This window comes from Aminobacter sp. NyZ550 (genome assembly GCF_025628925.2).
Taxonomy (GTDB): Bacteria; Pseudomonadota; Alphaproteobacteria; order Rhizobiales; family Rhizobiaceae; genus Aminobacter; species Aminobacter ciceronei.
The window spans coordinates 513,839-527,286 of the sequence record NZ_CP114190.1 but is presented as its reverse complement, the minus strand read 5'-3'; the positions used below and the strand labels follow the sequence as shown (position 1 = coordinate 527,286).

Genomic DNA, 13,448 nt, shown 5'->3' with positions numbered 1-13,448 from the left:
CAACGCCCAGCAAACCTGCCGGTATCGTGATGCGACAGGGCGAGTACGTGGCGCACAGCACACGTTGCCACGGAACCCGAGCTATTCCGGAGCGTTGTTGGACGCAATCAACTCGGAGGATCGCCATGGATCGTATGCTCTTCGACAGCCCTGTACAGATCCGCATCGGGACGGAAAGCACCCAGCGCGAGGTGACGACCGTCAAGGGCGCCTACGAAGCGCTCGTCGACTGGCCGCATGCCAAGCGCAGCGGTCCGCTCTACCGCGAGGCGGTCGAAACCGTATCCGCAGCCCTTGCCGGCACCCGCACGCGCGAGGCTGCCAAACGGGCCTTTATCGCCGCTGCCGACGAAATCGGCATCAGGATCTGAGCTTGTTGGCCATCGGGCGGAGGGGCGGCCGTTCGCCGGGCGGCGAACGGCGCAAGACTCTATTGCCGGCGAAAATGGGCAGGACATCTCAGTCACGCACGGTTTGCCGGAATAAATTAACTCTACAGAAGTTATAGAATTAACATTCTGAATGGGCATCGTCATTCAACCCCGGCCGCGGCATCTTCAATCCCGTACTGGAATTTCTGCCACCGATCCCGCTGCTCGCCTATCTGCCGCCAGTGATCATCTGGTTCGGCATCGGCGAACAGGCCAAGGTGCTGGTCATCGCAATTGCCATGGTGGCGCCGATCGCGCTGTCGACGGCCTCCGGCGTGCGCGGTGTGCAGGAGGATCGCCTCAACGCCGCGCGCTCGCTTGGCGCCACGCGCCGGCAAGTCATCCGTTTCGTCGTCTTGCCCAGCGCGCTGCCGTCGATCCTCACCGGCCTGCGCATCGCGCTGGGCGCCGGCTGGACCACTTTGGTCGCCGCAGAACTGGTGGCTGCGACGCGCGGCCTCGGTTTCATGATCCAGTCGGCGGCTCAGTTCCTCGTCACCGACGTCGTCGTGATGGGAATTCTGGTCATCGCCGCGGTCACCTTCGTGCTCGAATTCGGCCTGCGTTTTGTCGAACGCAGGCTTGTGCCCTGGGCCGGCCGCGAGTAGCGGTCGGCCGAGGCTACGGCCCGGCACTTATGCCCGCATGGTTTCGCGCATGGCGCTGCGTCCGCGCAGCATGGGTAGTCCCAGCGTCACCAGCACGAAGCCGGCTGTCACGACCTTGAGGTCGCTTGGCTGCAGCCCGATCGACAATGCCAGCGACACGAGCTGATAATAGACCATTGCACCGACGACAGGCGCCAGCAATTGCCGGGTGACGGTCTGCCGTCCGGTGATCGTTTCGCCGATGACCAGCGAGGCAAGACCGTTGATCAGGATGCCGGTGCCCATGCCGACATCGGCATAGCCCTGCAATTGCACGATGAGCGCGCCGCCAAGCGCGGTCAGGCCAGAGGCGACACCCAGGCCGACGATCGTGTATGTCCAGATGCTGATGCCGAGCGATGGCGCCAGCTCCGGATTGATGCCGATGACGCGCAACGCCGCTCCTGCCTGCGTCGCCAGGTACCAGCGCAATGCGACCAGGGCCACGACGATCAGCACGGCGAATGTGGCGACCTGCAGCCGAACGTCGGTCAGTATGGCCGGGTTGATCTGGGTAAAGATGTTGTCGGTGTTGAACAAGGCGATGTTCGAGCGGCCGAGAACGCGCATGTTGACGCTGTAGAGTGCCGTGAAGACCAGGATGCCGGCCAGCAGCGAATTGATGCGAAAGCGCAGATGCACCAGCGCGGTCGCCGCGCCGGCTACGACACCAGCGAGCATCGCGACAACGGTTGCCAAGAGCGGCGGATATCCGGCCAGCAAAAGTGTGGCGCAGACGCAGCCGCCAAGCGGAAACGCGCCTTCGCTGGTCAGATCAGGAAAGCTCAGCAACCGGAACGGGATCATGATGCCGAGCACCAGGAACGAATAGATGAGGCTTTGCGACAGCGTCACCGGCACGAGATTGAGATAGGCGTGGATCACGTCCATTGGTCAGGTTCCGAGCAGCATGCGATCGTTTTCGATTCTGAACTTCTCGACGAGATCGGCAGGTGTGAGTCTTGCCTTCTCGGTGCCGCCGATGTCGTCGCGGATGCGGCCGGCGTCCATCATGACGAGCCGGTTACCGGTCTCGATCGCCTGGCGCATGTTGTGGGTGACCATCAGCGTGGTCAGCGACTGCTCGGCGACGATCCGCAAGGTCGTCGCCATGATCAGCTCGGCGGTGCGCGGATCCAATGCTGCCGTATGCTCGTCGAGCAACAGCAGCGAGGGGCGCGACAACGATGCCATGATCAGGGACAAGGCCTGGCGTTGCCCGCCGGAGAGCTGGGCCACCGGCGTCGACAACCGGTCTTCCATGCCGAGCGCCAGGCCGGCGAGCAGCGCCCGATAGCGGTCACGCTTGGCGCCGTCGAGATGGCGCGCGAAGCCTCTGCGCTGCCCGCGCTGTTCGGCGAGCGCCAGGTTCTCCTCGATGGTCATGGCCGCTGCAGTGCCAATCATCGGGTCCTGGAACACCCGCGCGATCATGCTGGCCCGGCGATGTGCTGCAAGGCGGGTGATGTCCCGGCCGTCCAGGGCAATCGAGCCGCCATCCGGCTCGATTGCGCCGGCGATGGTGTTGAGCAGCGTCGATTTGCCGGCGCCGTTGGAACCGATGATCACGACGAAGTCGCTGCGATTGAGCGCAAGGTCCACCCCGTTCAACGCCGGTCGCGCTCCGGCAAGGCCGGCGTTGAAGGTTTTGCGCAATTCCGCGCAAACAAGCAGGGGCATGCTCACCGCTGTCACTTGAGCAGCCATGGACTGTCCTTGAGTGCTTCCGGAACCGTCAGGCCGACGGCTGCGAGACCCTTGGGGCTGACATAAGCGTCGAAGTCTTCGCCCTTGGGAACATAGGGCGCGATGTCGGCCGGCTTCTCGCCCTTGAGGATCCGGTCGGCGATGTCGGCGGCATGCTCGCCATTCTTGCGATAGGAGATGGCGTGGAAACCGGCGAGCTGGTCCTTGAGGTCAGGGGCGTAGACCGAGTTGAACAGCGGCAGCTTGATCCTCTGCGCCACCTGGGCAACGACAGGTACCGAGGTCTGCACCACATTGGACTGGATGAGGAAGATGGCGTCCACCTGTCCGGCGAAGGTCTGGACACGCTGGGGCAGGTCGTTGGGGTTGTCGACCGGCACGCCGACGATTTCGATCCCGGCCTTTGCGGCCGCCTTGTGGATCAGCTCCATATTGGAGGTGTCGTTGTCTTCGCCCGGATTGAACAGGGTCCCGACCTTCTTGACCTCGGGCAACACCTTCTTGAGGTAGTCGAAGGAAGCATCGAAGTCGGGCAGCATCGACGCGCCGGTGCTCCAGCCCGAGCCGTGCTGCCAATCCGGCACGATGCCCGCCACGACCGGGTCGACGACCGCGCCGAACACGACCGGTATCGACTTGTCGGTAATGCCGCGCACCGCCGCCTGGTTGAGGCCGGTGGTGATGGCGAGGATCAGCGCCGGATGCTTGGCTTCCACCTGCTGCAGGATCTGGGGAACGAGGCTGCGGTCGAAATTGGCGTGCTGGAAGCCGTAGGTGACGTCCTTGCCTTCGACGTAGCCCAATTCGCTCATCCGGGCCTTGAAGCCTTCGGCGACCTGGTTGAGCGCCGGGTGCTCGCCGAAGCTGGCGATCTCGACCAGTTTCGGGTCAGCCAGGGCTGCGCCATTCGCGGCGGTGAGCAAGGCTGCAGCGAGCAGCCACTTCATCAATTTCACGACACGCTCCTAAGGTTGGGATTACACGATGGAGGGGCGCCAGTTCTGTTCGGCGACCCGCAGGAAATTCTCGCCCAGCACGCCAAGTATGGCCGTCTCCGAATAACCATGGCGTTCCAGCGCTTCGACCAGTTCGGGCAGGACTTCGGGTTTGACATCGGCCCACGGCGGGCGCGGATAGCCGCGCAACGCCATCATCGGACCGGAGTCGTAGAGCTTGGTCATGAAGGGCTGGTAGAAAACGGTGTCGAGGCCGAGGCCGACATGTTCGGGCCCGACGAGCTGGGCGACGTAATCGATATGGCGCATCAGCGCCGGAACGTCGGAACGGTTGTCGTCGGTCAGGAAGGCGCCGATGGAGTTGATGCCGACCACGCCGCCTCGGCGGGCGAGCGCCTTGATCTGGACGTCGTCGATGTTGCGCTCGTGGTTCTTCAGCGCACGTACGCTCGAATGCGAGAACACCACCGGCTTTTCCGATAGCTCGATGATGTCGAGCGATGTGTTGATGCCGGCATGGCTTGCGTCGAGCATCATGCCGACGCGGTTGGCCTCCGTCACGAAGGCACGGCCCAGCATGGAAAGCCCGGCATCCGAGGGCTCATGGCAGCCGTCGCCAAGCGGGTTGCGGGTGTTGTAGGCGACGATCATCCAGCGGATTCCAAGCCGGTACCAGCTGTCGATCATCGCGGGCTCGTGCGCGGCCGGGCCGGCCCCTTGCAGATGCAGGCCGATCGCCATCTTGCCTGACTGCTTGGCCGCGCGGATGTCGGCCACGGTTTCGATGAGCTGGTAATCGTGAGCGCGTTGCTCGAACCAGCGCCTTTGTTGGGAAAGATGCCGGAACGTCGGCTCCGGTCGGTCCCAGTCGGCGCCGATTGTGAGCGAGAGGAAGGAGAACCCCGCGTCGCGATAGCGGACCAGCATGTCGGGTCCTTCATCGAGACATTCGGGAGTCCAGCCCACGGCACTTTCCCAGACGACAGCCTTGGCGATGAGGTTGTTGGCTGAAACAGTCACGTCGTCTGCACCCGCTGAGCAATGAAATCCAAGCGGTCAGCTAATCGGCAATCTCGTCGTTGCGCTATTGCCCGGAATGGGTTTGATTGTTTCATACTTGAACCAATCAAGGCTCCGTCATGCCGACAACGCCCGATCCGTTCGACCTGATGATCTTTGCGCGCGTTGCGGAAACGGGCAGCTTCAGCGCCGCGGCCGAACGGCTTGGTCTGCCGAAGTCGACGGTGTCGCGGCGCATCACCGTCCTCGAAGCGCAGTTGGGCGAGCGCCTGCTCCAGCGCAGCACGCGGCGCAATTTCCTGACCGAGATGGGCCAGCGCATTCTCATTCCCGCCGAACAGATCATCCACGAGGTGGATGCCGTCATGGCCGTCGCCGAACACCGGCAGGTGACCCCGTCGGGACGGCTGCGTGTCTCCGTCCCCGGCGACCTTGCCGCAATCTCGCTCGCACCGATGCTGGCTGAATTCAGCAAGGCATATGGCGAAATCCAGCTCGAACTGGATCTGTCGCCTCGTTATGTCGACGTCATTGCCGACGGTTTCGATCTCGCCATACGGATCGGTGGCGAAGCGCAGGACCTGAGGTTGACCACCCGGCATCTGGTCGACCTCGGCATCGGTCTTTATGCCTCGCCGCAGTACAGGGATCGCGCCGGCCAGCCCGATGCGCCCGAGGCCCTCGCACATCATGACGTGCTGGTGCTGCTCGCCGATGGCGTTCCGGTCAACTGGGTGCTGAACAAGGACGCCCAGTCGGTTGCCGCCGACATGTCGGGGCGGCGGGTCTGCGCGAATTCTTACGAGCTGCTGTTCCGCATGGCGCGTTCCGGCGCCGGCATTACGGCGATGCCCGATCTTTTCGCGCGGCCTTACCTGGCAAGCGGCGAACTCGTCCGCATCCTGCCGGCATGGAGTCTTGCCCCGGCCATGGTGCGCGCCGTCTTTCCGAGCAGGCAACTGATGCCGCGCAAGACGCGGGTCTTCCTCGATGCGCTTTTGGGCCATCTCAAGCCGCGTCCGCTGAGGACGGCGCAGCCACTGCCGGCCTAGTCGGCGATCGCCGGCAGTGTCGGCGGCGTCGCAACAAGCCGTCTGCGTGCCGAAGACGATGGCGTCATAGGTGGCAAGTTCGCTTGGTATGGCCAGGGGCGTGTCGTCGTGCCGGATGCCCGCCTTGAGCAGCATCGTTGCTTCGTCCATCAGCTAGGGAACGCGGCAGCACCAGGATCTTGGCCGTGGGGATCTCCTTCTGCCGGCCGCCGCCGGAAGTGAAAAGGTTGCTGATTGTCTCGAGGGAGACGCCGCCCGAAGGCGGCGCATTTGTTCAGGCAGTGGCGAGCCTGGCTGGAGCCGGCTTTGCCTGCTGGGCGCGCTGGCTGAGCCGGACGCTGCCGAGCACCACGACCATGCCGAGGATCTGCGCTGCGCTGAGCGACTGGCCGAGCACCGACCAGCCGAGGATCACGGCGGTCATCGGGCTGAGAAAGCCGAGCGGTGAGACGACTGATGGTTCCAGCCTGGCGATGCCACGGAACCACAGGATGTAGGTCAGTGCCGCGCCGATCAGGCCTAGCCAGGCGAGGCCGAGCAGGTTGGGCATCGTCAGCGACGGCAGCGACGGCTCCTGCAGCAGCGCCACCGGGAGGAGCAGCAGACCGCCAGCCGTCAGTTGCCATGCAGTGAAGGTCAGCGGTGTGACTGGCGGCTGCCAGCGCCGGCTGAGCACCGTGCCGGCGGCCATCGACACGGCACCGGCGAGGCCGGCAGCGATGCCGATGGGGTCGAGTGCCGCGTGCGGCGTCAGGATCAGCAGCGCCACGCCGGCCATGCCGGCAAGGGCAGCCACGATCGACAGCGGGCGGATCGGCGAGCCGAGCAAGGCGCGTGCGAGCAGGATGACGATCAGCGGCTGGATCGCGCCGACGGTTGCCGCGACGCCGCCCGGCAGCCGGTAAGCGGCAACGAACAGCAGCCACCAGAAGACCGAGAAGTTGAGCGCGCCGAGCACCAGCACGCGGGCCCACCAGATGCCCTGCGGGAACTGCCGGACGAGCAGCAGTAGCAGCAGGCCGGCTGGAAGCGCCCTCAGCATGGCAACCGTCAGCGGGTAGCCGGCGGGCAGGAACTCAGTCGTCACGATATAGGTGCTGCCCCAGATCGCGGGGGCGATTGCAGTCAGCAGCAGGTCGGTGTTGCGCGTCGTCATGGCTGCATCTCTCTTTACATCGAGTATCTTGATCTCAAGATAATCCATATTCTCTTGACGTCAAGAGAAATAATCGGAATGGTGGGCCATGGATCAGGTTGACGACATTCTTGCCCAGTGGAACCGCGAACGGCCCGACCTCGACGTCGCGCCGATGGGGCTTATCGGCCGCGCCAACAGGGTGTCGCAGCATCTCGGCCGCGAGATGGAGAAGACCTTTGCAGCGCATGGGCTGAACTTCGCCAGCTTCGACGTGCTGGCGACGCTGCGTCGTTCGGGGCCGCCTTATGCGCTGTCACCTGGCGATCTCTCGGCGACGATGATGATCACCTCGGGCACCATGACCAACCGCGTCGACCAGCTGGAAAAGGCAGGCCTCGTCGAGCGTCGGCTCAACCCCGACGACCGCCGCAGTTTCATCGTCTCCCTGACCGACAAGGGCTTCGCCACCATCGACGCCGCCGTCACCGACCATGTCGCGACGCAGACGCGCATCGTTTCGATGCTGACCAAGGAGGAGCGGGTGGCGCTCGACGCGCTCCTCAGCAAGTTTTTGGTCGGATTCGAGAGCGTGTGACTTTGGCTACGGCCAGCTGGGAATTACCCCCTCCCCACAAGGGGGTGGGAGACCAGCGTGCCGCCACGACATCTCGCCGTCTCGGGCAGGATTTGGCGGTTCACCCCGCCAGCGCCTGCTCCAGGTCGGCGATCAGGTCATCGCCATCCTCGATGCCCGCCGACAGCCGCACCAGCGAATCCGAGATGCCGATCGCGGCGCGCTTCTCGGCCGGGATAGAGCCGTGCGTCATCAGCGCCGGGTGCTCGATCAGGCTTTCGACGCCACCGAGGCTTTCTGCCAGCGTGAACAGCTGCGTGCGTTCGAGGAAGCGCTTGGTGCCGGCGAGGTCACGGTCGAGGTCGACCGAAATCATGCCGCCGAAATGATGCATCTGCGCCTTGGCGATGGCATGCTGCGGATGGCTGTCGAGGCCGGGATAGATCACCCTGCGCACATCCTTGCGCGCTTCCAGCCAGCGCGCGATCTGGGCGCCGTTCTGCGAATGCCGCTCCATGCGCAATGCCAGGGTCTTGATGCCGCGCAGCGCCAGGAAGCTGTCGAATGGTCCGGAGATCGCGCCGATGGCGTTCTGCAGGAACTTCAGCTGGTCGCGCAGTTCCTTGTTGTCGCCCACCACCACGCAGCCGCCGACCATGTCGGAATGGCCGTTGAGATACTTTGTCGTCGAATGCACGACGATGTCGATGCCGAGCTCCAGAGGGCGTTGGAGGTAAGGGCTGCAGAAGGTGTTGTCGGCGACCGAAAGCACGCCCTTGCGCTTGGCGATTGCGGCGACCCCTTCGAGATCGACGACACGCAGCAGCGGGTTGGTCGGGGTCTCGACCCACAGCATCCTGGTCTCCGGCCGGATCACCGCCTCGACGGCGGCGAGGTCGGTGAAGTCGACGAAGCTCACCTGCAGCCCGGCGGTACGCTTGCGCACCCGCTCGAGCAGCCGGAACGTGCCGCCATAGATGTCGTCGGTGGCAACGATATGCGCGCCTGCGTCGAGCAGCTCGAGCACAGTGCCGATCGCCGCCAGCCCGGAGGCGAAGGCGAAGCCGGCGGAGCCGCTTTCGAGGTCGGCAATCGCCCGCTCGAAGGCAAAGCGTGTCGGGTTCTGGCTGCGGGCGTACTCAAAACCCTTGTGCACGCCCGGGCTCTGCTGGCCATAGGTCGAGGTGGCGTAGATCGGCACCATGACGGCGCCCGTCGTCGGGTCGTGGCTCTGGCCGCCGTGGATTGTGCGCGTCGAAAATGCCAGCCGGTTCTTCTGCGTCGTCATTTTGCTCGCCTGAGATGGTTGATGAGGTCGACCCGAGTGATCAGCCCGACAAATTCCTCGCCGTCGAAGATGATCGCCACTTCGTTGCGGTCGAAGATCGGCAGCAGCGCATCGAGCGTCTGGTTCGCCTGCAGCGTGTGCAGGTCCTTCGCCATCGCCGTCGAGACGGGTGCGTTGAAGCGGTTCCAGCGGCTGTCATAGGGTCCTTCGACAACAGCCAGTATGTCGCTCTCGTCGACGATACCGACGAGCTTGCCGTCTTCCAGCACCGGCAGCTGCGACACGTCCCCACGCCGCATCCGGCCATAGGCCGTCAGCAGGCTGTCGCCAGGTCCGACGAACACCGTGCCGCCCTCGCGATGCGAGCGCGCCACCAGGTCGCTGAGATCGCCATGATGTTCGCGCTCGTCCAGCCCCTGTTCGGCCAGCCAGAAGTCGTCGAACACCTTGGATAGATACTTGTTGCCGCTGTCGCAGACGAAGGTCACCACGCGCTTTGGCGTCTTCTGCTCGCGGCAGTAGCGCAGGGCCGCCGAAAGCAGCGTGCCCGACGACGAGCCGGCCAGGATGCCTTCCTTGGCAAGCAGGTCGCGCACCGCCAGCATGCTTGCCTTGTCGTTGACCGTGTAGGCGCGTCTGACCAGCGACAGGTCGCAGTTCGGCGGTACGAAGTCCTCGCCGATGCCTTCGACGGTCCAGCTGCCTGCCTCTTCCATCTTGCCGGTCTTGACCAGCGGCGCCAGCACCGAGCCCAGCGGATCGGCCAGCACCATCTCGGTCTTGGGCGACACTTTGGCGAAGAACCGCCCGAGCCCGGTCAGAGTGCCGCCCGAGCCGACACCCACCACCACCGCATCGACATCGCCTTCCAGCTGTTCCCAGATCTCGGGGCCGGTCGTCGTCTCATGTGCAAGCGGGTTGGCCGGATTGGCGAACTGGTTGACATAGAACGAACCAGGGATCTCGGCGGCGATCTTTTCCGCCATGTCCTGGTAATATTCGGGATGGCCCTTGCCGACGTCGGAGCGCGTCAGCCTGACCTCGGCGCCGAGCGCGCGCAGGTGCTGGATCTTCTCCCGGCTCATCTTGTCGGGCACGACGAGGATGATGCGGTAGCCCTTGGGAATACCCACTTGCGCCAGTCCGAGCCCGGTATTGCCAGCGGTCGCCTCGACAATGGTGCCACCGCGCTTGAGCTTGCCCTGGCGCTCGGCCGCGGCAATCATCGAAAGTGCGATGCGGTCCTTGATCGAACCGCCGGGGTTCTGGCTTTCGAGCTTGATGAACAGCCGGCACAGGCCGGTGTCGAAACGCGTCAATTCGACGACGGGCGTTTCGCCGATCAAATCGAGCACGGACCTGAAGGGCGGGTTCAAGCGGCTCATGGCGGCGTCTCCCTCGGCAGGCAGGTTCATCGGAATATCCCATGTCGGGCGGGCGGACACCAGCCGCCCGGAAGCGTGTTGCGGCCGTTTGGCCATCCTGGCCGCATTTACCGGCGCTGCCCCAAACGAACAAAGGCAGGGCTTTTCGTTTCGTGCGAAAGCTTGAGAAGGAAATTCTCACGCGCCAGCTTTGGTTCCGTTTGCGGGCAATACATTTCTCTTTCCGGCTGTTGTTGACTCTCCACTTGGTGGAGCACCTAGAAGGGCTGTCATGGACGACAGGATCTACACCATCGGTGAGCTTTCCAGGCTGAGCGGCATCACCGTTCGCAAGCTCCGTTTCTACTCCGACAGGGGGCTTTTGCCCCCGACGGTCAGGGCGGAGAGCGGCTACCGCATGTATTCGGGCGTCGATCTCGAACGGCTCGGGCTCATCCTTGCCCTGCGCGATGCCGGCGTAAGTCTTGCCGACATCGGCAAGATCCTGTCCAACCGCCTCGCCATCTCGGCCGTGCTGGAGCTCAGGCTCAAGGCGCTCGAGGCGGAAATCAAGTCCAAGCGCCGTGTCGCCGCCGCCCTCAGGGCGGCCATCCGGGTTCCCGACCCGACAACAGACGACCTCAGGAGAATATGGACCGTGACAAAGCTCTCCCAGACTGAATTTCGCGCCGCCATCGAGCGCTTCTTCGAAGACGTGGCCTCCGAAGCCAATGTCTCGCCGGAATGGAAGAGGCAGATGATCGACGCTTCGACACCCGACCTGCCCGACGACCCCACGCCCGAGCAGGTCGACGCCTGGACCGAGATCATGGCCTTCGTTTCGGACAAGGAATACGCCATGGAGCTGCGCAACAGCATGTCGTCGATGTGGGACGGCGCGTTCGATCCCGCGGCCTATGCCGAGGCTTCCACTGCCATCTTCGCCCGCGTCCGCCAAGCCATCGACAAGGGCGAGACACCGGGGTCCGAAACCGGCAAGGCGATCGCCCGAGACTGGCTGGCCAGTTCCGCCAAGGCGATGAACAGGACACCCGACAAGGCCTTCCTCGACTGGCACGACAACCAGTACCGCAAGTACCATTCGCGGTCGGCGCGCTATTACGAACTGCTGCGCATCCTCAGGGGCGACCGCCAGCCCGACACGATCAGCGAGGAATGGAGCTGGATCAACGCCGCCATGGCCGGGGCGCTGTAGCCTGGCGGCCATGCTGGTTTGCGGGAGCTGCCAAACAACAAAGGGCCCGCGATGCGGGCCCTTTGCATTGATCTTTCTTTCAGGACTTATTCAAACTCGCCGAGGTCGCGGACGGCACCGCGGTCGGCCGAGGTGGCAAAGGCGGCATAGGCCTTCAGCGCCTTGGTCACCTTGCGCTTGCGCACTTCCACCGGCTTCCAGCCCTTGGCGTCCTGTTCGGCGCGGCGGGCGGCGAGCGTCGCTTCGTCGACGCGCAGGCTGATCGTGCGGTTGGGGATGTCGATGTCGATCATGTCGCCCTCGCGCACCAGCCCGATCGTGCCGCCATTTGCCGCTTCAGGCGAGACGTGGCCGATCGACAGGCCTGACGTGCCGCCCGAGAAGCGACCGTCGGTCAGGAGCGCGCAGGCTTTGCCGAGGCCCTTCGACTTGAGGTAGCTGGTCGGGTAGAGCATTTCCTGCATGCCGGGGCCGCCCTTCGGGCCCTCGTAGCGGATCACCACCACGTCGCCGGCCACAACCTCATTGGCGAGGATCGCCTTGACCGAGGCGTCCTGGCTCTCGAACACGCGAGCGGGTCCCGAGAATTTCAGGATCGACTCGTCGACGCCGGCTGTCTTCACCACGCAGCCGTCGCGCGCGATGTTGCCCTTGAGTATGGCGAGGCCGCCGTCCTTGGAGAAGGCATGTTCGGCCGAGCGGATGACGCCTTTTTCGCGGTCGAGGTCGAGATCGTCCCAGCGCCGGTCCTGGCTGAAGGCTGTCTGCGTTGGTACGCCGCCCGGGGCGGCGAGGTAGAAGTCGCGCACCGCCTGGCTCTTGGTCCGCGAGGTGTCCCAATGATCGATGGCTTCGCCGATCGTCGCCGTGTGCACGGTCGGCAGGTCGCGGTTGAGCAGGCCGGCTTTGTCGAGCTGGCCGAGGATGGCAAAAATGCCGCCGGCGCGATGCACGTCTTCCATGTGCACATCGGCCTTGGCGGGCGCCACCTTGCACAGCACCGGAACCTTGCGCGACAGCGCGTCGATGTCGTCCTGGTCGAAGTCGATCTCGCCCTCATGGGCCGTGGCCAGGATATGCAGCACTGTGTTGGTCGACCCGCCCATGGCGATGTCGAGCGCCATGGCGTTTTCGAATGCCCCCTTCGAGGCGATGGAGCGCGGCAGCACGCTCTCGTCGTCCTGCTCGTAATAGCGCTGGGCGAGGTCGACGATCAGGTGACCGGCCTCGACGAACAGCCGCTTGCGGTCGGCATGCGTTGCCAGCGTCGAGCCGTTGCCGGGCAACGACAGGCCAAGCGCTTCGGTCAGGCAGTTCATCGAATTGGCGGTGAACATGCCAGAGCAGGAGCCGCAGGTCGGGCAGGCCGAACGTTCGATGATCTTGACGTCTTCGTCCGAAACCTTGTCGTCGGCGGCGGCGACCATGGCGTCGACCAGGTCGAGCGCGACGTTCTTGCCGCCGAGCACCACCTTGCCGGCTTCCATCGGGCCGCCCGAGACGAACACCGCCGGGATGTTGAGGCGCATCGCGGCCATCAGCATGCCGGGCGTGATCTTGTCGCAGTTCGAGATGCAGACCATGGCGTCGGCACAATGCGCGTTGACCATGTATTCGACGCTGTCGGCGATGATCTCGCGGCTCGGCAGCGAATAGAGCATGCCGTCGTGGCCCATGGCGATGCCGTCGTCGACGGCGATGGTGTTGAACTCCTTGGCCACGCCCCCGGCGGCCTCGATCTCGCGGGCGACCAACTGGCCGAGGTCCTTCAGGTGCACGTGACCCGGCACGAACTGAGTGAAGGAGTTTACGACAGCAATGATCGGCTTGCCGAAATCGGTGTCTTTCATGCCGGTGGCGCGCCAAAGGCCACGGGCACCCGCCATGTTGCGGCCGTGGGTGGTGGTGCGCGAACGATAAGCAGGCATGGGGGCTCTCTCATACAATAGATGGCTAACAGTGGGATTGAGCCACTATCGCCCTTGCGTCAACCATTTTTCGCCTGAGCAGGCCTCTGGCATGACGACAGCGGGCAGCTGCCATGCATTTCGTGCA

Annotated in this window: 12 protein-coding genes and 1 pseudogene; 5 read left to right on the top strand and 8 right to left on the bottom strand. The window is 64.3% G+C overall.

The annotated features are described in order from the left end of the window. Window positions 1-125: 125 nt before the first annotated feature. Both N7E70_RS02615 and N7E70_RS02610 read left to right on the top strand, forming a co-directional pair. Window positions 126-371: a DUF982 domain-containing protein gene (locus N7E70_RS02615; protein ID WP_067955441.1), complete on the top strand. Its 246-nt coding sequence runs from the start codon at window positions 126-128 to the stop codon at window positions 369-371. Window positions 372-544: 173 nt separating this feature from the next. Continuing rightward, window positions 545-1,039, top strand: a pseudogene (locus N7E70_RS02610) (ABC transporter permease subunit); the annotation flags it as partial. 27 nt (window positions 1,040-1,066) lie between these two features. Here the strand turns inward: N7E70_RS02610 and N7E70_RS02605 are convergent. Genes N7E70_RS02605 through N7E70_RS02590 form a run of 4 tightly spaced genes read right to left on the bottom strand, consistent with a single transcriptional unit; the run spans window position 1,067 to window position 4,761 of the window. Continuing rightward, window positions 1,067-1,969 carry an ABC transporter permease gene (locus N7E70_RS02605; RefSeq protein ID WP_263005469.1) on the bottom strand — a complete coding sequence of 301 codons (903 nt, stop codon included), beginning with the start codon at window positions 1,967-1,969 and terminating at the stop codon, window positions 1,067-1,069. Between the two features lie 3 nt (window positions 1,970-1,972). Beyond that, complete coding sequence (locus N7E70_RS02600) at window positions 1,973-2,785, bottom strand: ABC transporter ATP-binding protein (protein WP_442866490.1); 813 nt, start codon at window positions 2,783-2,785, stop codon at window positions 1,973-1,975. Further along, entirely contained in the window at window positions 2,770-3,732 is a 963-nt protein-coding gene (locus N7E70_RS02595; RefSeq protein ID WP_246341065.1) for an ABC transporter substrate-binding protein, read from the bottom strand. Before N7E70_RS02595 ends, N7E70_RS02600 begins: the two co-directional genes overlap by 16 nt. Before the next feature lie 30 nt (window positions 3,733-3,762). Further along, window positions 3,763-4,761: a dipeptidase gene (locus tag N7E70_RS02590; protein ID WP_184770175.1), complete on the bottom strand. Its 999-nt coding sequence runs from the start codon at window positions 4,759-4,761 to the stop codon at window positions 3,763-3,765. 119 nt (window positions 4,762-4,880) lie between these two features. On the opposite strand from N7E70_RS02590, the gene N7E70_RS02585 reads away from it, so the two are divergent. Then, entirely contained in the window at window positions 4,881-5,813 is a 933-nt protein-coding gene (locus N7E70_RS02585; protein WP_067955433.1) for a LysR family transcriptional regulator, read from the top strand. A gap of 274 nt (window positions 5,814-6,087) precedes the next feature. Here N7E70_RS02585 and N7E70_RS02580 read toward each other — a convergent pair whose 3' ends face one another. Beyond that, a complete protein-coding gene (locus N7E70_RS02580; protein ID WP_263005468.1) occupies window positions 6,088-6,969 on the bottom strand; it encodes a DMT family transporter in 882 nt (293 codons plus the stop codon). Between the two features lie 88 nt (window positions 6,970-7,057). Here N7E70_RS02580 and N7E70_RS02575 point away from each other — a divergent pair, with 88 nt between their 5' ends. After that, a complete protein-coding gene (locus N7E70_RS02575) occupies window positions 7,058-7,546 on the top strand; it encodes a MarR family winged helix-turn-helix transcriptional regulator (RefSeq protein WP_067955430.1) in 489 nt (162 codons plus the stop codon). Between the two features lie 100 nt (window positions 7,547-7,646). On the opposite strand, the gene N7E70_RS02570 is transcribed toward N7E70_RS02575, so the two are convergent. Together N7E70_RS02570 and N7E70_RS02565 are read right to left on the bottom strand one after the other, a co-directional pair. Next, entirely contained in the window at window positions 7,647-8,813 is a 1,167-nt protein-coding gene (locus N7E70_RS02570) for a cystathionine gamma-synthase (protein ID WP_263005467.1), read from the bottom strand. Then, complete coding sequence (locus tag N7E70_RS02565) at window positions 8,810-10,198, bottom strand: pyridoxal-phosphate dependent enzyme (protein WP_263005466.1); 1,389 nt, start codon at window positions 10,196-10,198, stop codon at window positions 8,810-8,812. Before N7E70_RS02565 ends, N7E70_RS02570 begins: the two co-directional genes overlap by 4 nt. A 271-nt stretch (window positions 10,199-10,469) precedes the next feature. Between N7E70_RS02565 and N7E70_RS02560 the strand changes: the two genes are divergently transcribed. Then, window positions 10,470-11,393: a MerR family transcriptional regulator gene (locus tag N7E70_RS02560; RefSeq protein ID WP_263005465.1), complete on the top strand. Its 924-nt coding sequence runs from the start codon at window positions 10,470-10,472 to the stop codon at window positions 11,391-11,393. A gap of 86 nt (window positions 11,394-11,479) precedes the next feature. On the opposite strand, the gene ilvD is transcribed toward N7E70_RS02560, so the two are convergent. Then, window positions 11,480-13,321: a dihydroxy-acid dehydratase gene (gene ilvD / locus N7E70_RS02555; protein ID WP_269441439.1), complete on the bottom strand. Its 1,842-nt coding sequence runs from the start codon at window positions 13,319-13,321 to the stop codon at window positions 11,480-11,482. Between the last annotated feature and the right edge of the window lie 127 nt (window positions 13,322-13,448).